This is a genomic window from Acidovorax sp. K2F, assembly GCF_025246485.1.
Classification (GTDB): Bacteria; Pseudomonadota; Gammaproteobacteria; order Burkholderiales; family Burkholderiaceae_C; genus Acidovorax; species Acidovorax delafieldii.
Genome location: NZ_JAOBSQ010000034.1, coordinates 114,494 through 134,209, shown reverse-complemented (window position 1 = coordinate 134,209; position 19,716 = coordinate 114,494). Strand labels below are relative to the sequence as shown.

Sequence of the window (19,716 nt, the reverse complement as noted above, 5' to 3'; positions counted from 1 at the left end):
ATCCAAACCATCGCCGCACAGCGCAAGAAGCCGCGCTGATCGACGCCTCGCGTACATTCCGGGTATCTCATTGCAAACCCTACTCCATGCCGCATCAACACCTCCAGGACAAAGCCTTTTTGCTGCTGCTCACCCTCGTCACCGTCGCGTTCGGAGCGATCCTGTGGCAGTTTCACGGAGCCGTTTTCTGGGGCGTCATCCTCGCCATTCTTTTTGCCCCACTGCACCGCAAACTGCTGCGAAAAATGCCCAAGCGGCCCACGCTCGCGGCCTTATGCACACTCGGTTTGTGCCTTGTGGTGGTGATCCTGCCGATGACGGCCATCACGGTGTCGCTCATTCAGGAGGCCACCGCAATTTACGAACGGGTGCGCTCAGGTCAAATCAATTTTGGGCTGTACCTGCAGCAGGTCATTGCTGCACTGCCAGCTTGGGCTGTCGGCCTGCTTGACCGCCTCCAACTGACCAGCGTAGGCGAGCTGCAGCAAAAGCTCTCGTCCTTCGCGGTACAGGCCAGTCAATTCGTTGCGACACAGGCGCTCAGCATCGGTCAAAACACCCTGGAGTTCATTGTCAGCTTCGGCATCATGTTGTACCTGTTGTTCTTCCTGCTGCGAGACGGAGCCAGTCTGGCACAGCGTATCGGGCAGGCCACCCCCCTGGAAGAAGCGCACAAGCGCCAGTTGGTCGGTAAATTCACGACCGTGATCCGTGCCACGGTCAAAGGCAACATTGTGGTGGCGGCTTCTCAGGGCGCGCTGGGCGGCATGATTTTCTGGATCCTGGGCATCCAGGGACCAGTGCTGTGGGGGGTGCTCATGGCCTTCCTGTCCCTCTTACCAGCTGTGGGCGCCGGGCTGATCTGGGTGCCTGTGGCCATCTACTTTCTGGCAACAGGCGCTGTGTGGCAAGGCGTGGTGCTGACTGCATTCGGCATCTGCGTGATCGGACTCGTGGACAACATATTGCGCCCCATCCTGGTGGGCAAAGACACCAAGATGCCCGACTACATCGTGCTGATCTCTACACTGGGCGGCATGGCCTTGTTCGGACTCACGGGGTTTGTGATCGGTCCAGTGATAGCTGCACTGTTCATGGCCAGCTGGGACCTTTTTTCACCACCGCCGAAGACGGACGCACCCACCCGGTGATCCCCTCCAGCCTCGGCCACATTTACCAGTCAGGGGCATCGATGGCCTTTGACTGGCGCTTTAAATGGCCGCCAAAAACAAAAGCCTCCCAAGGGAGGCTTTTGGCTGAAAACACATTCAATGATGCGCTTTGAATCGGGTGGTAGGACGTACAAGATTCGAACTTGTGACCAACGGATTAAAAGTCCGCTGCTCTACCAACTGAGCTAACGTCCCGACCGATTGCAGCTATCGTGTCGATTGCTGCAAAGCCTTGAATTATAGCGTCTTTTTTCCAGCCGATTTGGAATTGGTTGCAAGTTTATCGAGCACCCACCCTGCGGCACATTGGCCGAAGGTCGCGGTCACAGCGACCACCGAGCCGTAGCCGTGGCAGTTCAAAGAACCATCGCCATCGATATTGCAGGAAGCATCTGGCGGAGCTACGGCCTCACGGCTGAAAACGCAGGTGACCCCGATCTTCTTGCCCTCCCGCGGTGCTCCGTGGTGTTTGCGCAGCTGATAGCGCATTTGGGCCAACAGCGGGTCATGGGTGGTCAGTGCGAGATCATCCACATCCACCTTGTGCGCATGCCGCTTGCCCCCTGCTGCACCCACGGTGATGTGCAGCACCCCATGGGCCTGCGCCCATATGGACAGTGCAGTTTTGGCTTTGATCTGGTCACAGGCATCAATGAGAGCGTCTACGGGCGTTTGCAGCAAGGCAGGCCAGTTTCCAGGCTCCACAAACTCCTCCACGCAATGAACGATGCAGTCCGGGTGGATTTGTGCGATGCGATCACGCATGGCCAAAACCTTGGCCTGTCCCACCGTATCGGTGAGCGCATGGATCTGTCGGTTGATGTTGGATTCAGCCACATGGTCCAAGTCGATCAGGGTAATTTGCGCGACGCCGCTGCGCGCCAGGGCCTCTGCGGCCCACGACCCGACTCCACCAATACCAACCACGGCCACGTGCGCGGAGCGAATTCTGGCTGCGCCCTGCACTCCGTAGAGCCGCTGAAGCCCACCAAAGCGGCGCTCCGAAGCGTGCTCCGCACCACCATCTGGCGCAGCCTGCGAGGCAAAAGCCACATCACCCGCCATCACTTGAGCCGGGACAGGCGTTCTTTAGCGGCCACAGCGGCCTCAGACTGCGGATAAGCCCGGATGAGGTCTTCCAGTGTCTTGCGCGCGGTGCGTGTGTCTTTGAGCTCAATCTGGCAATTGGCGATGGACAGAGCTGCCTCGGGCGCACGAGCGTGCGTGGGGGCGTCGGTCAGCATTTGTTTGAAATTGCCGATGGCTTCCTTGTACTCACGCGTAGCGTACTGGGCATTTCCCAACCAGAAACGCGCAGAGGGCACGTAGCCGCTGCGCGGATACTGCCGCACAAAGCCCGCGAAAGCGACACTTGCATCGGGGAATTTGCCGGAGCGAAAGACAGCCAGAGCCGCCTCAAAATCCCGCTTTTCGGCAGGATCTGCCTGGAAATCGCGGCCATCCACATTGACCTTGATGGGCTCAAACTGCCGCAATCGCTCATCCACACCCTGCGCGATGTCTTTCTGCCGACGCTGCAGTTCACTGACATCGCGCAACAGCTGCTCGTTCTGGCCGTTGAGTTTGGCCTGCTCGGCACGCAAGGTCTCGATCTGCGTCTGCAAATCCAGCAGACTGCGGCGCAACTGAGCGTTTTCTTCGCCCAGCTTGCGCACCTCTTCGGCAGAACGCTGCTGAGACAACTGCAGCCCATCAACGCGCTGTCGCATCTCCAGGATAGCCCGTCGCGCTTCGCCATCTTCAAAGATGGCGGCATGGGCAGAAGACATCGACACAGCGAGCAGTGCCGCCGTGACCAGCGCCCGCAACGAGAAAACCGGTGCAGCGGATGTCATTAACGGTACGACAGTTCAGCACGGCGGTTCTGGGCGCGTGCATCTTCGGTAGCGCCTTGGGCTGCAGGCTTTTCCTTGCCAAAACTCACGGCCTCGACCTGGCTGTCAGGCACGCCCAGCAAGCCCAGCGAACGGCGCACTGCTTCTGCACGCTTCTGGCCCAGTGCCAGGTTGTACTCGCGGCCACCACGGTCATCCGTGTGGCCTTCGATCATGACCTTGCGGTTGGGGGCCGCTTTGATGAAGCGGGAATGCGCTTCAATCAGCGACTGGAACTCGGGTTTGATCACGTAGCTGTCGTAATCAAAGTACACGACGCGCGCGACCCCCACGGGGCCTGCACCGTCACGGCCGGACTGGCCGAGGTCCACGCCCGCCACGCCGCTTTGCGATGTATTGCCGGAGTTGGCACCGTTGTTGGCTCCACCCATGGTGGAGGTGGCATTTTTGTCTTCGACCGGCACATCATCCAGCTTAACGCCAGAGCTGCAGCCAGCCATAAGAGCGGCAACGGTGAGGGCAAGGGTAATACGTTTCATCATCCAAATTTCTCCTGAAGGCTTGATAACTGAAAGTGCAGATAAGTTCATTGCTTTTGGAACGGGCCCCAGTCCGGCTCGCGGATGTCGCCCGCCTGACCGGCGAGACGCGCCTTGATCTTGCCGTCCAAGGTGGTGGTCATGAGGGCTTCACGGCCCTGCTGTTGGGTCGCGTAAACAATGAGCCGGCTGTTGGGCGCAAAGCTGGGATTTTCGTCCGCCGTCGTATCTGTCACCGCATTGACGGTGCCCGTGGACAGATCCATCACATGCAGCTTGAATGCGCCACCCACGCGGGAGATGTAGGCCAGCCAGCGACCGTCGGGACTCACGCTGGGCGAGATGTTGTAGGTGCCAGTGAAGGTCACGCGCTCCGCATTGCCACCGGACGCACCCACCTTGTAGATTTGCGGGGCACCGCCCCGATCGCTCACAAAGAAAATGCTGCGGCCATCGCCCGAGAACACAGGCTCGGTATCGATGCCTGCGCTTTGCATCAGACGGCGCGGCTCGCCGCCGTTGGCATCAATGGTGTACAGCTGCGAGCCGCCATCGCGGCTCAACGTGACTGCCAGCGTACGGCCATCCGGCGCCCAGGCTGGCGCACTGTTGGAGCCACGGAAGTTCGCGATCAGGCGCCTGCGACCTGTGGCCACATCGTGCACATAGACCACCGGCTTGCGCGACTCGAACGACACATAGGCCAGCTGCCCCCCGTTGGGCGACCATGCAGGCGAGATGATGGGCTCGGGGCTGGACAGTGCGGACTGGGCGTTCTCGCCGTCGGCATCCGCGACCCAAAGGCTGTAACGGGGGCCGGTTTTGGTCACATAGGCAATGCGCGTCGAGAAGATACCGCGCTCACCCGTGAGCTTTTCGTAGATGAAGTCGGCAATGCGGTGCGACACCAGGCGCAGGTCGCCCTGCGTGACCACAAAACTCTGTCCGCCCAGGTCTTGGCCCTTGACCACATCCCACAAACGAAACCGCACATCAAAACGCCCATCAGCCAAACGCGTGACGCTGCCAGTGGCCAGTGAATCCGCACTTTTCTGGCGCCACAGTGCGACGTCTGGCCGCGCGGTTTCGTCCAGCGTTGCGCCGGAGGCGTCAATGGCGCGGAACTGCCCGCTTCGCTCCAGGTCGGCCTGGACGATGGCCGCAATTTTTTGGGGCGATTGCGCCTCGCCCCGAAACGGAGCAATGGCGATGGGCAATTGGGTCAGCCCAACGCCGGTGACTTCCACACGGAATTGAGCAAGCGCTGGAATGGATGGTGAGGCGATGAGTGCGGCCAGCAACTGGCGGCGCAGGGGAAGCAGCGGAGCTGCAGAAGATGGGTGTTGGGAGATTCGATCTGTGGTCATTGGCATCCAGCAGTGGCCGAACAAGTGCCGAAAGGGCAAACCCGAATGTTACACACAGCGGCGAGCCCCCTGTGACAAACTGTGCGCGACACACCCTGCCGGAAAGGCTGCGCACGGCACAAACGTAGAATCCGGGCGACATGCAAGCCACCGACACGGGCACCAAGCCTGCCTCAGCCCCTACTCCCCCCACAACCTTGATGGCGCGCCTGAAGCGGCTGTCGGTGTACTTTGGCGACCAGCGAATGGCCTGGAGTCTGGCCATTGTTGCAACCTTGGTGGGCGCAATCACCGAACCCCTGATCCCTGCCCTTCTGCAGCCGCTGCTGGACAAGGGCTTTACCCAAGGCACCTTGCAGCTGTGGATGGTGCCCCTGGCAATTCTGGGGGTTTTCTTCGTCCGCGGTGTAGCCCAGTTTGTGGGTCAATATGCACTGGCGCGCATCGCCAATGAAGGCATGCTGACACTGCGTCAGGCGCTGTTTGATCGTGTTCTGGCCGCAGAAATGGGATTGTTTGCGCGCCAGTCGGCCAGCGCCCTCTCCAACACCGTGGTCTATGAAGTGCAGACCGGTGCCACGTTGCTGGTGCAGGCCCTGCTCGGCCTGTCGCGCGATGGCTTCACGCTGGTCGCGCTGCTGGTCTATTTGCTGTACCTCAACTGGCAGCTCACACTGATTGTTGCCGTCGTTGTTCCGGGGGTCGCCTGGATCATGAAGACCCTGTCGCGGCGGCTGTATCACTTGACCAAGAGCAGCCAGCAGGCCACGGATGAGCTGGCCTATGTGGTCGAAGAAAACGTGCTGGCGCATCGTATGGTGCGCCTGCATGGCGCGCAAGGCGGGCAGGCGCAGCGTTTTGCCGACCTGAGCCGCAGCCTGCGACGCCTGGCCATCAAGTCCACCATCGCCTCGGCAGCCATGACACCGCTGACCCAGTTGCTGGCCGCCGCTGCGCTGTCGGTGGTGATCTGCATTGCGCTCTGGCAGAGCCGGGGTGCGGTCGATACAAAGGACGTGACCGTGGGCGGGTTTGTGTCATTTATTACGGCCATGCTGATGCTGATCGCGCCCATCCGGCGCCTGGCTGATGTGGCCAGCCCCGTGACCCGGGGTGTAGCAGCTTTGGAACGCGGCCTGGGGCTGCTGGGCGACACGGGTGCAGAAACTGGTGGCATCTACCGCAAGGACCGCGTGCTAGGCGCACTCACGCTGAGCAATGTCACTGTATCGTTTGGCGCCGACCACGCCCCCGCCCTGGACGGGGTCAACCTGCAGGTGGCCCCGGGCGAGATCGTGGCACTGGTGGGGCCCTCTGGCGCCGGCAAGACCACGCTGGTCAACCTGCTGCCGCGTTTTGTCATGCCTTCGGCGGGCACCATCGCGGTCGACGGGCATGCCTTGCCGGACTGGGACCTGCCCTCCCTCCGATCGCAATTTGCCATGGTGAGCCAAGACGTGGTGATGTTCAATGACACCATTGCCACCAATGTGGCGCTGGGCCAGGCCGTGAACGAAACCCGGGTGCGGGAATGCCTGGCTGCCGCCAACCTGGCAGAACACGTAGCAGGTCTCCCGCAGGGTATCCACACGGTGGTGGGACACAACGCCACGCAGTTGTCGGGTGGGCAGCGTCAGCGGCTGGCCATTGCGCGGGCCCTGTACAAGGACGCCCCCATCCTCATCCTGGACGAGGCGACGTCTGCCCTGGACACCGAATCGGAACGCCTGGTGCAGGAAGCCCTGCAGCGCCTGATGCAGGGCCGCACGACCCTCGTCATTGCGCACCGGCTCTCCACCATCGAGCATGCCGACCGCGTGGTGGTGATGGAGCGCGGGCGCATCGCCGAGCAAGGCACCCACAGCGAGTTAATGGCGCAAGGTGGGCTGTATGCGCGGCTGCAGACACGTGCCGCGTCGGGCTCGGGGACCATCGCTGAGTAAGCAGGCGCGGCACGACTGGTGCTGGCCTTCTCTGATCTCTAAATATTGCCCAGGGCCCGCTCTGCAGCAGCCCGCTATGGGCTGCAGGCGTTTGCCTTGGCTACCACTTGCCCCGGTTGGGCTGGCGCTTCCGAATGGCCGCAGCGATTCTCTCCGCAGACTCGGTACGGCTCACACGCAAGGCGAAATCGGCGGCGGTCAAGCCCAGCTGGTTCTTGAGCGTAGGGTCGGCCCCTTCGTCCAGCAGCAATTGCACGGCCTCGGTAGAGCCGTAATGCGCCGCCATCATCAGCGGCGTGGTGCCGTTGGGCGATGCTGCATCGATGTAGGCGTGGTTTTCGAGCAGCAATGAAATGATCACGGCATGCTGCGGCGAACCTGCCGATGCGGCGTAGTGCAATGGTGTCCACCCCGTCTTGTTGACATCGGCATCGCGCGCGATGAGCGCCTTGACGGCCTCCACGTTGCCCTTGATGGCAGCCATCATCAACGGGCTTTCGTCCTTGGCATTGCGGGCCTCCACATTCAGCCGACGGGATGCCAGCAACGCAGCAACGGCCTTGTTCGCGCCGTTTTGCAGGGCAATCGTGAGCGCCACCTGCCCCTTGGGATCACGGGTGTTCGGATCAAACCCCCGGCGCAGCAGCGCAGTGATTGCATCACCGTCATCGCGCAGGACGGCCACAAAAAAGTCTTCATAGGCACCGGCCCAGGCCCGGACAGACACCAGGCCCAGCGCCACGGCGGCCAAAGCAGAACGTCGTTGCAGGCTCATGCCATCACCTCAGGGAACAAGCGGTCGAAATTGCGGCTGGTGGCCTCCGCCACCACCTCCAGCGTGAGGCCCTTGGTCTCGGCCACCTGCCGGGCCACATGGGGCACATACGACGGATTGTTGGTCTTGCCGCGGTAGGGCACCGGGGCCAGGTAGGGGCTGTCGGTCTCGATGAGCATGCGCTCCAGCGGCACAAAGGCCACCACGTCGCGCAGCTCCTGCGCGCTCTTGAAGGTGACGATGCCCGAGAACGAGATGTAGTAGCCCCGATCCAGCGCGGCCCGCGCAACCTGCATCGATTCGGTAAAGCAGTGGAAAACGCCACCGGCCAGATTGCCTGCGCCATCCTCGCCCTCTTCCTGCAGGATGGCCAGCGTGTCGTCAGAGGCACTGCGCGTGTGGATGATGAGGGGCTTGCCACAGGCGCGCGCCGCGCGGATGTGGGTGCGGAAGCGGTCGCGCTGCCACTCCAGGTCGGCAATGCTGCGCCCGCCCTTGCGATCTTCCATGCCGTAGTAGTCCAGGCCCGTCTCGCCAATCGCCACCACGCGGGGCAGCGCCGCGCGGTCCAGCAGATCCTGCACGCTGGGCTCCGTCACGCCCTCGTTGTCGGGGTGCACGCCCACCGTGCTCCAGAAGTTGTCATGGGCCAGGGCCAAGGCGTGCACGCCCTCGAACTCTTCCATGGTGGTGCAAATGCACAGGGCCCGGGTGACCTGCGCCTCGGCCATGGCCTGGCGGATGGCAGGCAGCTGGCTGACCAGTTCCGGGAAGTTGAGGTGGCAGTGCGAATCAGTGAACATGTGATGAAAAACAAAAAAGCCGACCAGCCAGCGCGGGTCGGCACGGGGGCGGCGGAGGCGCGGTCAGATCGTCTGGGTAGGACGGTCGGAGCCCAGCGCAGTTCCCAGCAATTCCTCGATCTTGGCCTTGAGCTGGCGGGATTTTTCGTCCTTGGGGAACTGGATGCCCACGCCCTGGGTGCGGTTGCCTGCAGCACGGGCCGGTGTCACCCAGGCCACGCGGCCTGCCACGGGGTAGCGCTGGGTGTCGTCGGGCAGGGTCAGCAGCACATACACATCGTCGCCCAGCTTGTAGTCGCGCTGGGTGGGCACGAAGATGCCCCCTTCTGCAAAAAAAGGAATGTAGGCGGCGTAGAGAGCGGCCTTTTCCTTGATGGCCAGCTGCATGACGCTGGGACGGGGCGCGGTGGATGGACTGCTCATGGGTGGGTGTGCGGCTTAGTGTCTGGAGTGTAGGGTGTTTCGCGCCTGGGCGACAAGCGCCTCCAGCATGAGCCCGCCATTGAACGGGTGGTCTGCCGTGCGCGCCGCCTTGGACATTGCGCGAGACCAGCGTGTGAGCGCACCCAGTGGCGGCGTCTTGGGCAGGTCGGCCTGCGCAAAGTAGCGCGGCGCGGCGCCCACGCTGGCGGCCAGCAGGTCGTGGCAGAGCTTTTGCAGCGCGTCGATCACCTGGGCCGGGGCCCAGTCGCCCAGCGCCGTCACATCACCCCGCGCCACGGCCTGGGGCAAGGCGGACCAGGCCTGCGGGCTGCGGCCCGACTGGGCCAGCGCCAGGGCGTCCTCGGGCCGCCCGCCTGCTGCACGCAGAAACGACAATGCCGCATCCCGGGCCACGCCCTGGGCCTGCAACCAGGCCAAGCTGTCGGCCTCCACAGGCCAGACCATGGTGTGGCCCAGGCAGCGGCTGCGGATGGTGGGCAGCAGTTGGTGCGCAGCCTCGCTGGCCAGCACAAAACGCACGTCGCCCGGCGGTTCTTCCAGCGTCTTGAGCAGCGCGTTGGCCGTGACATGGTTCATCTGCTCGGCGGGGTAAACCAGCACGGCCTTGCCTTTGCCACGCGCCGAGGTGCGCTGCGAAAACTCCACCGCATCGCGCATGGCCTCCACGCGGATCTCGCGGCTGGGCTTGCGCTTTTTGTCGTCAATGTCGGCCTGGGCCTTTTCCGACAGGGGCCAGCCCAGCGCCATCATCTGCACCTCGGGCATCAGCACGCACAGGTCGGCATGGGTGCGCACGTCGATGGCGTGGCAGCTGCCGCAGTGGCCGCAGGCGCCCTGCTCTGTCGGCGCATCGCACAGCCATGCGCGCACCATTTCCAGCCCCAGGGTGTATTGCCCCAGGCCCGACGGCCCTTGCAACAGCCACGCGTGGCCGCGCTGGGCCAGCAGGCTGGTGCGCTGCGCAGCGATCCAGGGCGCCAGGGCCACGGCGGTCTCGCTCATTGCGGCCCTCCCTGCGTAGCCACCATGATGGCCAGCCAGCCCTTGCGCACAAACACGCTGGTGAGCTGCTGCCACACGCGGTGGCGGTCCTGCGCCGCATCCAGGCGCGCAAACCGTTGCGGTGCAGCGGCTGCGCGGTCTGCATAGCCCTGGGCGACGCGGCGGAAGAACTCCACCGGTTGGGCCTCGAAGCGGTCAGGCACACGCGCACCGGCCAGCCGCTCGGCCGCCACCTCGGGTGCCAGGTCAAACCACACCGTCAGGTCGGGTTCACGCATCAAACTGGTCTCAGGCGCCAGTCCCGTCTGCGCCAGGCGCTCCAAAGTTGATAGCACACCCAGATCGAAGCCCCGCCCCGCGCCCTGGTAGGCAAAGGTGGCGTCGGTGAACCGGTCGCACAGCACCACGTCGCCACGGGCCAGCGCGGGCTCGATCACGTTGCGCAGGTGGTCGCGGCGGGCCGCAAAGATCAGCAAGGACTCGGTGAGCGCATCCATCGGGTCGTTCAGGACCATCTCGCGCAGCTTTTCGGCCAGCGGCGTGCCGCCGGGCTCGCGGCTCACGGTGACAGTACGGCCCTGGGTGCGGAAGGCCGCGGCCAGGCCTTCGATGTGCGAGGACTTGCCCGCACCGTCGATGCCTTCAAACGTGATGAACAGACCGGGTCGTGACATGGGCGCCTTGGTTCAGGAAACTGTTTATTGCTGCCCGCGCTGGTAGCGGTTGACGGCGCGGTTGTGCTCCTCCAGCGAGGCACTGAAATGGCTGGTACCGTCGCCCTTGGCCACAAAGTAGAGCGCGCGCGTGGCCTGCGGCTGCACGGCGGCCAGCAGCGAGGCCTTGCCGGGCATGGCGATGGGAGTGGGCGGCAAGCCGGGGCGGGTGTAGGTGTTCCAGGGGGTGTCGGTCTGCAGGTCGCGCTTGCGCAGGTTGCCGTCAAACTTTTCGCCCAGGCCGTAGATCACCGTGGGGTCGGTCTGCAGCAGCATGCCCACCCGCAGGCGGTTGACGAACACGCCCGCAATCTGGCCCCGGTCGCTGGCCTTGCCAGTTTCCTTTTCGACAATGCTGGCCAGCGTCAGCGCCTCTTCCGCCGACTTGAGCGGGGTGTCGGCCGCGCGCTGGGCCCAGGCCGCCTCCAGATGGCGGTCCATGGCGTGCATCGCCCGGCGCAGCAAGGCGATGTCGCTGGAGCCTTTGGCGTAGGTGTAGGTGTCCGGGAAGAACCGCCCCTCGGGCGCCACGCCGGGGCGGCCCAGCTGGGCCATCAGCGCCTCGTCGGTCAAGGCGGCAGCATCGTGTTTGATCTGCTCTTCCTTGGCCAGCGCTTGGCGCACCTGGCGCCAGTTCCAGCCTTCAACCAAGGTGAGTGCGCGCAAGGCCTCTTCGCCCCGGGCCAGCTTCTGCAGCAGGCTGATGGGGGTGGTGCCGGGCGGGATTTCGTAGTTGCCCGCCTTGATGGCGCGGTCTTGCCCCGAGACGCGGAACCAGGCGTAGAGCAGGCGCGCGTCCGTCTTCACCCCGGCCGCCACCACATCGCGGGCCACGCCGCGCGGCGTGGTGCCGGGCTCGATGGCCAGCTCCAGCGGCTCGGGGCCCACGTCGAGCGGCTGGTGCAGCCACCAATACGCAGCGCCGCCCAGTGCGATCCCCACCAACACGATCAAAGCCAGTAAACGTCGCACAACCCTGCTACCAATATGTATGAATCAGGGCATCATAATTCAGCGATGACCTATCACTTGAATGGCATTGCCCCCCTGTCCCACCTCGGCGTGATTCGCGTGGAAGGCGAAGACGCCGCCAAGTTTCTGCACGGCCAGCTCACCCAGGATTTCGCCCTGCTCGGCATGGACCAGGCCCGCCTCGCGGCCTTCTTGTCGGCCAAGGGCCGCATGCAGGCCAGCTTCATCGGCTTCAAGCGTAGCGCCACCGAGGTGCTGCTGGTCTGCAGCCGCGACCTGCTGCCTGCCACGCTCAAGCGCCTGTCGATGTTTGTGCTGCGTGCCAAGGCCAAGCTGACGGATGCCACCGGTGACATCTCCCTTTATGGCGTTGCCGGAGACGCTATCAACTCCGTAGCTGGCAGCGCCCAGCCCGCCTGGACCAAGGCCGATGCGGGTGCCGCCACCGTGGTGCACCTGTACCCCGCCGACGGCACTCCGCGCGCCCTCTGGGTAGCCCCCGCCACAGAGCCAGCGCCCGCAGGCCCTGCGCTGGATGCCACGCTGTGGCTCTGGAGCGAAGTCATCAGCGGTGTCGCCACGCTGACCACGCCAGTGGTCGAAGCCTTTGTACCCCAGATGCTCAACTACGAGTCTGTGGGCGGCGTGAACTTCAAGAAGGGCTGCTACCCCGGCCAGGAAGTGGTGGCGCGCAGCCAGTTCCGTGGCACGCTCAAGCGCCGCGCCTACATTGCCCACGCAGCAGCCGAGGTGGCGGTGGGCGCCGAGGTGTTCAGCACCAGCGACCTCGAACAACCCTGCGGCACCGTGGTGCAGGTGGCCGCTGCGCCGGGCGGCGGGTTTGACACCATCGTGTCGCTGCAGATCAGCGCTGCCCAAGAGGGCTCGCTGCAAGTGGGCGCAGAAGGCGGCGTGGCGCTGTCGCTGCTGCCCCTGCCCTACCCGTTGCTGGACGATATTTGAGCCAAATCGGGCACAGGCGATAGTCCAACATGCCCGAGTAGCTCTCCTTTTGATAGCAAACCATCAGAGCTTGCGGGCCATGGCGATGTGCGCAATGTCCGCCTCTTCGTACGGCTCGCCCACCACCGTGAACCCCGCGCGGCGGTAAAAGCCCTCGGCGCTTCGCTGGGCGTGCAATTGCACTTCGGCATCGCCCCGGGCACGCGCCGCGTCCACCAGCGCATCCAGCAATTGGCGGCCCCACTGCGCACCGCGCACCGACCGGTCCACCGCCATTCGGCCGATGCGGCCCACGCCGGGTGCGTGCTGCAGCAGGCGGCCCGCAGCGACGGGCATGCCCAGCCGGTTGTACAGCACAGCGTGGCGCGCCGAGATGTCGTGCCTATCGGCCTCGACCTCGGCCGGAATGCCCTGCTCATGCACAAACACATCGGTGCGTACGCGGCCGGCATCACGGCCCAGAGTGTTCCAGTCGCCGGTGCGCACCTCGGCCATCTCGGCGCCCGCTTCAAAACCTTCAAAAATCGCGCGCAGTGTGGGTGGCACAGGGCGCGAGGTCTGCGTGGCTGGGTCGGCAAACACATAGACCAGCTCGGCAGAAATCAGCAGCCGGTCGCCACAAAAGATACCCGCCGTGAACAGGCACGACGAGTTGCCGATGCGCGCGCACTTCAGGCCCACGTCCAGCGTGTCGTCGAGCCGCGCCGAGGCGTGGTACTCCACCGTGGCCTTCTTGACATACATCTCGCCGCCCAGTGCCAGCATGCTCGCCTCGTACGGCAGCGCCAGCGCGCGCCAGTACTCGGACATGGCGGTATCCACGTACATGAGGTAGTGCGCGTTGAACACGATCTTTTGCATGTCCACCTCGGCCCAGCGCACGCGCAGGCGGTGGAAACAACGGAAATCACTGCGTTGCATGGGTTCGTTTACTCCAGGTGAAAAGCCAGCCGCAGCGCGCGGGCTGCGTCGGCATGGGCCTTGCGCGCTTCGGGGATGGCGCGGCCCATCTTGATGAATTCGTGGGTCACGCCCCGGTAGATGTCCAGGTCCACGGGCACGCCCGCCAGGCGCAGCTTGTCGGCATAGTCAACGCCTTCGTCCACCAGCGGGTCGCATTCGGCCAGGCCGATCCACGCGGGTGCCACGCCCTCCACGTCCGGCGCCAGCAGCGGCGCAAAACGCCAGTCTTCGCGCTCCTCGCGGGTGGTCACGTAATGGCCAAAGAACCAGCTGATGGCGGGTTCCTCCAGCACCAAGCCGCGTGCAAAGGTGGCGTGTGAAGGCGTGTCCTGGTGCGCGGCGCAGCCGGGGTAGATCAACAGCTGCAGCGCCAGCGGCAGGCCCGCATCGCGCGCCAGAATGGCGTTGACAGCGGCCAGCGTGCCCCCCGCGCTGTCGCCCCCCACGGCCAAGCGCTGCGGGTCGGCACCCAGGCGCTCGGCGTTGGCAGCCAGCCACTGCAGCGCATCCCACGCATCGTTGCTGGCCGTGGGAAAGCGGTGCTCCGGCGCCAGCCGGTAGTCCAGCGACACCACCATGCAACCGGCCAGACGCGCCAGCTCGCGGCACAGGATGTCGTGCGTGGCGATGTTGCCAATGGTGAAGCCGCCGCCGTGGGTGTACAGCAGCACGGGCAAGCCCTTGTCGGTGCTGGGCGCGTACAGCCGTGCGGGCAGCATGGCACCGTCGCGGGCGGGGATCTGCAGGTCTTCCACCCGCGCCAGCGCGGCCTTGGGCACCTCCAGCACGTCGGCGCCCGCCTGGTAGGCGATGCGTGCCTCCTGCGGCGTGCGTGTGTGCAGCGGCGGGTGCCCGGCGCGGGCCATGCGTTCGAGCACGCTGCGCATCTGGGGGGTCAGGCGGGTGTGATGGATGTGCAGGTCGATCAACGGTTGGGGTCTCGGCAGAAAAGACAACGGCCCGCAAGGCGGCGGGCCGATCAGGGGTGGGTTACTTGAAGCTCAGTCGCACGGGTGCTGCGCCGGGCAAGCCGTCGTAGGTGGCCGTCACCGACAAGCCAGCCTTGGGCGGCAGCAATGCAGAGAACGAGCCCAGGCTGATCAGGTCGCCCGGCTGCATGGCCAGGCCTTCCTGCGCGAGCGCACCGGCCAGCCACACCACCGCGTTGAGCGGGTGGTCCAGGATGTCGCTGCCTTTGCCGCCACCCAGTCGCGCACCCGCGCCATCGGTCAGCGACACGTTCATGTCGGCCAGGGCCTGGAGCATGGCAAAACGCTCGCCCCGGTACGCCGGCACCGCAATCGGGGCACCCGCCACCCCCAGGCGCGCGCCCACGTTGATGGCGGTCACGCCAGCGCCGTTGAGCTTGGGCGGCGCCTGCACCATCAGGTCGGGCAGCTCGATGAACGGGATGATCTGGTCCACGGCGTCCAGCACGTCCATGGGGGTCTTGGCCTGGTTGATGGCGGCGCTTTTCACGCGCACCAGCATGTCGGCCTCGTACAGGGGGCGGGCACCGAAGGCTGCATCCACCGCGGCGCCACTGGGCAGAACCATGCCCTCGTAGAGCTTGCCCCACACGGGCTTGTCGGTGTTGAAGCGCTTTTGCACGGCGGGGTTGGTCAGGCCCGCCTTGTAGCCAATCACCTTGCCCATGCGCTGGGCCAGCAAGGCGTTGACCTTGCCGCGTGTGCAGGCGCCGTCGGCGTCCGAAAGGTTCTCGGGGTTGGCCGCCGGGGTCTTGGCCACATAGTTGGCCACCAGGTCGGCGGCCTGCGCGTCCGTGAGGCACTGGGCCTGGGCGCTTGTCACAGATGCGACGGTCACCAGGGCCGCCATCAGGGTTTGCTTCGTTTTCAAGGCTGTCTCCTCCTTATAAAGTGGGCCCAGCACCTTTTCAAAGGCTGGCGAGCTATCGTAATCGCTGGCACTCCCATTCACACATCTTGTTGCACCATGGCTTTCATCTACTACGTCACCCAGATCCAGTTTGAATTCGGCGCCGTCCAACTGCTGAAGCAGGAATGCGAGCGCGTGGGCATCACCCGCCCTCTGATCGTGACGGACCCCGGCGTGAAGGCCGCCGGCGTGCTGCAAAAGGCGCTGGACGCGCTGCCCGGCATGACGGTGGCCGTGTTTGATCAGACCCCCTCCAACCCCACGGAGGCCGCCGTGCGCGCCGCCGTGGACATGTACAAGGCCCAGGGCTGCGACGGGCTGATCGCCGTGGGCGGGGGCTCCGCCATCGACTGCGCCAAGGGCATCGCGATTGCGGCCACGCACGAGGGGCCGCTGACGCACTACGCCACCATCGAAGGCGGCTCGCCGCGCATCACCGACCGCGCCGCGCCGCTGATCGCCGTGCCCACCACCAGCGGCACGGGCAGCGAGGTGGCGCGCGGCGCCATCATCATCGTGGACGACCACCGCAAGCTCGGCTTTCACTCGTGGAACCTGGTGCCCAAGACCGCCATCTGCGACCCCGAGCTCACGCTGGGCCTGCCCCCCATGCTCACAGCTGCGACGGGCATGGACGCGATTGCGCACTGCATGGAGACCTTCATGTCCGCCGCGTTCAACCCGCCGGCCGACGGCATTGCGCTGGACGGCCTCACGCGCGGCTGGGCGAACATCGAGCAGGCCACCAAAAACGGCAGCGACCGCGATGCGCGCCTGCACATGATGAGCGCCAGCATGCAGGGCGCCATGGCCTTCCAGAAGGGCCTGGGCGCCGTGCACTCGCTCAGCCACAGCCTGGGCGGCGTGAACCCGCGCCTGCACCACGGCACGCTCAACGCCATGTTCCTGCCCGCCGTGGTGCGCTTCAATGCGCAGGCGGAATCGGTGCAGAAGGAAAAGCGCCTGGAACGCATGGCCCACGCCATGGGCCTGGCCAGCGCAGGCGATATTCCCGAAGCCATCCGCGACATGAACGCCCGCCTGGGCCTGCCCACCGGCCTGGCCGCGATGGGCGTGAACGAGGCGATGTTCGACGACATCATCAAGGGCGCGATGGCCGACCACTGCCACAAGACCAACCCGCGCATCGCCACGCCCGAGGAATACCGCGACATGCTGGCGCAGTCGCTCTGAACCCAGCCGCGTCGCCCTTGGGGCAACTGCCGCGCACGCGAGCGCGGCAGCCCATGGCGCGGGAAACCAGCGCGTGCCGGTGCCCTTGTCAGGAGCACCTTGCGCGCGCCGGCAGCTCCGCAGTTTTACAAAACGTCACACATCAGCAACACCCCGCCGGTGGTGCTGGGCAAAACCGCGCTCACAACTTCTCACAAGATAGACTCGCCGCTGTCAACAATTAATTAACCATTCATTACCACAGGGGTTGTGGGGAGGACCACCGTCAATGCGCACCGGAAATCTCACCACCTGGCTTCTGCGGGGCACCTACCCCCGGCTGTATGTGTCCATCGTGGCGATCATCCTGCTGGTCACGGGGGTGCGCTACCACTACCTGCTGGCTGCAGAAACTGACGAAGCCCTGCAGCAAGGCTCCACGGAACTGCGACGCGCCAGCGACCCATTGCAGCTGCGCCTGGCCGCCGAGCCCGCGCCCGATGCCGACACCGTGACCCGTATCCTGACCGAGGGGCTGGCGCAGGCCGCGCCGGCAGTGGCGTCCATCAAGTGGCAGGCGGCCGACCAGCCAGCCATTGAGGTCAACGCCCTTCCCTACCCCGCCAATGCTCCGAAATGGTTTGCCGATTGGCTGGACCTCTCCGCCCCTGTGCAGCAGTCCGGCCTCGCGCTGGCAGACGGCACATCGGGCCGACTGACGGTGACGGCCCACCCGCAGCCCCTGGCGGACCAGGTGTGGGCCACGGTGCTGGTACAGGCACGCATCTCGGCACTCAACATCTTCACCATCTTCTTTCTGCTGACTCTGCTGCTGCGGGCCAATGCCCGCATGCTGCAGCGCCTGGCCCAGGCCACCGATGCGTTTCGCCAGGGCTATCTGAGCACGCGCATGGAGGTCACCGGCACGCTGGAGTCCCGTGCCATGGCCGAGACCTTCAACGACATGGCGGGCAAGGTGCAGTCCTTGGTGCTGTCCTTGCATGAAACACAGCGCCAGCAAAGCGAGCAACTGCACTTCACCCGCCAGTTGATCGATGCCCTGCCCCTGCCCGTGTTTGTGCGCCATGCCGACGGCACCTACCTGGACGCCAACCGCGCATGGCAGCGCCTGTTCCAGTCACAGCCAGGTGCTGACGGCGCTGCAGGGGCCAGCCTGCCGGCCGAACTGGCCCCGGAACGGTCGGCCCGGATCGCCAGCGCGCACGACAACGAGATCCGCATCCGCCCGCCCCACCAGCCCCCACTGGACATGGCCTATTTCGAAGCGCCCTTCACCAGCACCAACGGCGAACTGGCTGGCACCATCGGCACGCTGGTGGACGTGACCGAGCGCAAGCGCGCCCAGGAAGCCCTGCGCGCTGAAAAGGAACGTGCCGAGGTCACCCTCGCCTCCATCGGCGACGGGGTCATCACCACCGACCTGGGCGGGCGCATCGAGACCATCAATGAGGCCGCACAGCTCATGACCGGGTTCACGGCCGACCAGGCGCTGGGCCGGCAGCTGGACGACGTGTTTCGTCTGTACGAAGAGCCCGCCAGCCGCACCGCCAGCGCGGCCGCCGAACGCGACACGCAGCCTGGCGGGCTGCAGCAGGCCACCTACGAAGTGCTGATCCACCGCTCGGGCGAGCGCTATGCCATCGAGTACACGGCAGCCGCCATCCGCGAAGGCAGCGGCCACGCCACAGGCTGCGTGCTGGTGTTCCGCGACGTGACCGAAACACGCAACCTGCGCCACCAGATCTCCTGGCATGCGCGCCACGATGCGCTCACCGGCCTGTACAACCGCACAGCGCTGGCCGAAAAGCTCACACACGCCCTGTTTGTGGCCCGCAACAAGCAGCTGCTGCTGGCGGTGTGCATGCTGGACCTGGACCACTTCCAGGCCGTGAACGACACCTTTGGCCAGCGCGTGGGCGACCGTCTGCTCAAGGAAGTGGCGCGGCGCCTGGGCGCGTTCATCACGGCCCACGAAGCCGTGGCCCGCATGGGCGGCGACGAGTTTGTGCTGCTGCTGGGCGAACAGCCCGATGTGCCCGCCATCGAGGCGCGCCTGGCCGTGCTGATGCAGCAACTGGCCGCGCCCTATGCGATTGACGACCGCCTGGTGAACATCACCGTCAGCATTGGCGTGGCCGTGTTTCCGCAGGACGACGCCAACCCCGACACCCTGCTGCGCCATGCCGACCAGGCCATGTGCCAGGCCAAGAGCTTCGGGCGCAACCAGCTGCACGTGTTCGACGTGCAACACGACCACGCCGTGCAGACCCAGCACACCCGCCAGACCCGTGTGGCCCGCGCACTGCACGCGGGCGAACTGGTGCTGCACTACCAGCCCAAGGTCAACCTGCGCACGGGCGAGATCATCGGGCTCGAAGCCCTGCTGCGCTGGCAACACCCGCAAGAGGGGCTGCTGGGCCCGCAGCATGTGCTGCCGCTGGTGGAGGACACGGACCTGCAGGTCGAACTGGGCGAATGGGTGCTGCGCCAGGCCCTGGCGCAGATGCGGGTGTGGAGCGATGCGGGCATGGGATGGGAGGTCAGCGTCAACATCGCAGCGCCCCACTTTCACCGGCCCAACTTTGTGCAGCGGCTCAAGGACATCCTGCACACCTGCCCCGAGGTGTCTCCCTCGCGGCTGGAGCTGGAGATCCTGGAATCCGCCGCGCTCGAAGACATGCAGTACATGCGCCGCATGATGCAAAGCTGCCAGGCCCTGGGCGTGCGTTTTGCGCTGGACGACTTCGGCACCGGCTTTTCGTCCCTGTCCTACCTCAAGCGCCTGCCCGCCGAGACGATCAAGATCGACCAGTCCTTCGTGCGCGGCATCCTGGAGGACGGCGACGACCTCACCCTCGTCAAAGCCATCGTGGCGCTGGCGGCTGCATTCCACCGCCATGTGGTGGCCGAAGGCGTCGAAACCGCCGAACACTGCGCCAAGCTGCTGGAGCTGGGCTGCGAACGCGCGCAGGGGTACGGCATTGCCAAGCCCATGCCTGCGGCCGATGTGCTGCCTTGGGCCCGCGACCACGCTGCACGCCATGCTGCGCGGGCGTTGCAAGAGGCAGCGCGCCAGTCTGCCTCGACCTGAGAATCCTGCGGCCAGCGCAG

Annotated in this window: 18 protein-coding genes and 1 tRNA gene; 5 read left to right on the top strand and 14 right to left on the bottom strand. The window is 65.2% G+C overall.

Annotated elements, in window-relative coordinates:
- Positions 1-86: 86 nt before the first annotated feature.
- The gene (locus N4G42_RS12440; protein ID WP_099730413.1) at positions 87-1,151 is read left to right on the top strand and encodes an AI-2E family transporter; all 1,065 of its coding nucleotides are present in this window, start codon (positions 87-89) and stop codon (positions 1,149-1,151) included.
- 140 nt (positions 1,152-1,291) lie between these two features.
- On the opposite strand, the gene N4G42_RS12435 is transcribed toward N4G42_RS12440, so the two are convergent.
- From N4G42_RS12435 to tolB, 5 genes are all read right to left on the bottom strand, one after another.
- A tRNA-Lys gene (locus tag N4G42_RS12435) sits at positions 1,292-1,367 on the bottom strand.
- Positions 1,368-1,409: 42 nt separating this feature from the next.
- Positions 1,410-2,237, bottom strand: a complete 828-nt coding sequence (locus tag N4G42_RS12430) for a ThiF family adenylyltransferase (RefSeq protein ID WP_369882141.1) — start codon at positions 2,235-2,237, stop codon at positions 1,410-1,412.
- Entirely contained in the window at positions 2,237-3,028 is a 792-nt protein-coding gene (gene ybgF / locus N4G42_RS12425; RefSeq protein WP_108499242.1) for a tol-pal system protein YbgF, read from the bottom strand. Before ybgF ends, N4G42_RS12430 begins: the two co-directional genes overlap by 1 nt.
- The gene (pal, locus tag N4G42_RS12420) at positions 3,028-3,570 is read right to left on the bottom strand and encodes a peptidoglycan-associated lipoprotein Pal (RefSeq protein WP_056063400.1); all 543 of its coding nucleotides are present in this window, start codon (positions 3,568-3,570) and stop codon (positions 3,028-3,030) included. Before pal ends, ybgF begins: the two co-directional genes overlap by 1 nt.
- A 44-nt stretch (positions 3,571-3,614) precedes the next feature.
- Positions 3,615-4,934: a Tol-Pal system beta propeller repeat protein TolB gene (gene tolB / locus N4G42_RS12415; protein WP_056063403.1), complete on the bottom strand. Its 1,320-nt coding sequence runs from the start codon at positions 4,932-4,934 to the stop codon at positions 3,615-3,617.
- A 140-nt stretch (positions 4,935-5,074) separates the two neighbouring features.
- Between tolB and msbA the strand changes: the two genes are divergently transcribed.
- Positions 5,075-6,877, top strand: coding sequence for a lipid A export permease/ATP-binding protein MsbA (gene msbA / locus N4G42_RS12410; RefSeq protein WP_260667372.1), 1,803 nt, complete (start codon positions 5,075-5,077; stop codon positions 6,875-6,877).
- Between the two features lie 100 nt (positions 6,878-6,977).
- On the opposite strand, the gene N4G42_RS12405 is transcribed toward msbA, so the two are convergent.
- From N4G42_RS12405 to mltG, 6 genes are all read right to left on the bottom strand, one after another.
- Entirely contained in the window at positions 6,978-7,652 is a 675-nt protein-coding gene (locus tag N4G42_RS12405; protein ID WP_260667371.1) for an ankyrin repeat domain-containing protein, read from the bottom strand.
- Positions 7,649-8,455 (bottom strand): TatD family hydrolase, encoded by an 807-nt coding sequence (locus tag N4G42_RS12400; protein ID WP_260667370.1) that lies wholly within the window; start codon positions 8,453-8,455, stop codon positions 7,649-7,651. Before N4G42_RS12400 ends, N4G42_RS12405 begins: the two co-directional genes overlap by 4 nt.
- Before the next feature lie 63 nt (positions 8,456-8,518).
- Positions 8,519-8,878: a PilZ domain-containing protein gene (locus N4G42_RS12395; protein ID WP_015013859.1), complete on the bottom strand. Its 360-nt coding sequence runs from the start codon at positions 8,876-8,878 to the stop codon at positions 8,519-8,521.
- A gap of 15 nt (positions 8,879-8,893) precedes the next feature.
- Positions 8,894-9,901: a DNA polymerase III subunit delta' gene (locus N4G42_RS12390; protein ID WP_260667369.1), complete on the bottom strand. Its 1,008-nt coding sequence runs from the start codon at positions 9,899-9,901 to the stop codon at positions 8,894-8,896.
- Positions 9,898-10,575 carry a dTMP kinase gene (tmk, locus tag N4G42_RS12385; protein WP_056063420.1) on the bottom strand — a complete coding sequence of 226 codons (678 nt, stop codon included), beginning with the start codon at positions 10,573-10,575 and terminating at the stop codon, positions 9,898-9,900. Before tmk ends, N4G42_RS12390 begins: the two co-directional genes overlap by 4 nt.
- Positions 10,576-10,599: 24 nt before the next feature.
- Positions 10,600-11,586, bottom strand: a complete 987-nt coding sequence (mltG, locus tag N4G42_RS12380; RefSeq protein ID WP_304439367.1) for an endolytic transglycosylase MltG — start codon at positions 11,584-11,586, stop codon at positions 10,600-10,602.
- Positions 11,587-11,631: 45 nt separating this feature from the next.
- On the opposite strand from mltG, the gene N4G42_RS12375 reads away from it, so the two are divergent.
- Entirely contained in the window at positions 11,632-12,549 is a 918-nt protein-coding gene (locus tag N4G42_RS12375; RefSeq protein ID WP_260667368.1) for a YgfZ/GcvT domain-containing protein, read from the top strand.
- A gap of 63 nt (positions 12,550-12,612) precedes the next feature.
- Here the strand turns inward: N4G42_RS12375 and N4G42_RS12370 are convergent, their stop codons facing one another.
- The 3 genes from N4G42_RS12370 to N4G42_RS12360 all read right to left on the bottom strand — a co-directional run bounded on the left by N4G42_RS12370 (position 12,613) and on the right by N4G42_RS12360 (position 15,372).
- Positions 12,613-13,470: a YbgC/FadM family acyl-CoA thioesterase gene (locus N4G42_RS12370; protein ID WP_260667367.1), complete on the bottom strand. Its 858-nt coding sequence runs from the start codon at positions 13,468-13,470 to the stop codon at positions 12,613-12,615.
- A gap of 8 nt (positions 13,471-13,478) precedes the next feature.
- Positions 13,479-14,399, bottom strand: coding sequence for an alpha/beta hydrolase (locus tag N4G42_RS12365; protein WP_199737540.1), 921 nt, complete (start codon positions 14,397-14,399; stop codon positions 13,479-13,481).
- A gap of 103 nt (positions 14,400-14,502) precedes the next feature.
- On the bottom strand, positions 14,503-15,372 hold the full coding sequence (locus N4G42_RS12360; protein ID WP_260667366.1) for a 2-keto-4-pentenoate hydratase: 870 nt from the start codon (positions 15,370-15,372) through the stop codon (positions 14,503-14,505).
- Between the two features lie 96 nt (positions 15,373-15,468).
- On the opposite strand from N4G42_RS12360, the gene N4G42_RS12355 reads away from it, so the two are divergent.
- Together N4G42_RS12355 and N4G42_RS12350 are read left to right on the top strand one after the other, a co-directional pair.
- On the top strand, positions 15,469-16,605 hold the full coding sequence (locus N4G42_RS12355; RefSeq protein WP_056063438.1) for an iron-containing alcohol dehydrogenase: 1,137 nt from the start codon (positions 15,469-15,471) through the stop codon (positions 16,603-16,605).
- A 268-nt stretch (positions 16,606-16,873) separates the two neighbouring features.
- On the top strand, positions 16,874-19,696 hold the full coding sequence (locus N4G42_RS12350) for an EAL domain-containing protein (protein ID WP_260667365.1): 2,823 nt from the start codon (positions 16,874-16,876) through the stop codon (positions 19,694-19,696).
- Positions 19,697-19,716: the final 20 nt, after the last annotated feature.

Excerpts from the sequence above, each read along its gene's own strand:
- N4G42_RS12440 (WP_099730413.1), top strand. The coding sequence starts at position 87 with ATGCCGCATCAACACCTCCAGGACAAAGCCTTTTTGCTGCTGCTCACC.
- N4G42_RS12430 (WP_369882141.1), bottom strand. The coding sequence starts at position 2,237 with ATGGCGGGTGATGTGGCTTTTGCCTCGCAGGCTGCGCCAGATGGTGGT.
- ybgF (WP_108499242.1), bottom strand. The coding sequence starts at position 3,028 with ATGACATCCGCTGCACCGGTTTTCTCGTTGCGGGCGCTGGTCACGGCG.
- pal (WP_056063400.1), bottom strand. The coding sequence starts at position 3,570 with ATGATGAAACGTATTACCCTTGCCCTCACCGTTGCCGCTCTTATGGCT.
- tolB (WP_056063403.1), bottom strand. The coding sequence starts at position 4,934 with ATGACCACAGATCGAATCTCCCAACACCCATCTTCTGCAGCTCCGCTG.
- msbA (WP_260667372.1), top strand. The coding sequence starts at position 5,075 with ATGCAAGCCACCGACACGGGCACCAAGCCTGCCTCAGCCCCTACTCCC.
- N4G42_RS12405 (WP_260667371.1), bottom strand. The coding sequence starts at position 7,652 with ATGAGCCTGCAACGACGTTCTGCTTTGGCCGCCGTGGCGCTGGGCCTG.
- N4G42_RS12400 (WP_260667370.1), bottom strand. The coding sequence starts at position 8,455 with ATGTTCACTGATTCGCACTGCCACCTCAACTTCCCGGAACTGGTCAGC.
- N4G42_RS12395 (WP_015013859.1), bottom strand. The coding sequence starts at position 8,878 with ATGAGCAGTCCATCCACCGCGCCCCGTCCCAGCGTCATGCAGCTGGCC.
- N4G42_RS12390 (WP_260667369.1), bottom strand. The coding sequence starts at position 9,901 with ATGAGCGAGACCGCCGTGGCCCTGGCGCCCTGGATCGCTGCGCAGCGC.
- tmk (WP_056063420.1), bottom strand. The coding sequence starts at position 10,575 with ATGTCACGACCCGGTCTGTTCATCACGTTTGAAGGCATCGACGGTGCG.
- N4G42_RS12375 (WP_260667368.1), top strand. The coding sequence starts at position 11,632 with ATGACCTATCACTTGAATGGCATTGCCCCCCTGTCCCACCTCGGCGTG.
- N4G42_RS12370 (WP_260667367.1), bottom strand. The coding sequence starts at position 13,470 with ATGCAACGCAGTGATTTCCGTTGTTTCCACCGCCTGCGCGTGCGCTGG.
- N4G42_RS12365 (WP_199737540.1), bottom strand. The coding sequence starts at position 14,399 with ATGCGCAGCGTGCTCGAACGCATGGCCCGCGCCGGGCACCCGCCGCTG.
- N4G42_RS12355 (WP_056063438.1), top strand. The coding sequence starts at position 15,469 with ATGGCTTTCATCTACTACGTCACCCAGATCCAGTTTGAATTCGGCGCC.
- N4G42_RS12350 (WP_260667365.1), top strand. The coding sequence starts at position 16,874 with ATGCGCACCGGAAATCTCACCACCTGGCTTCTGCGGGGCACCTACCCC.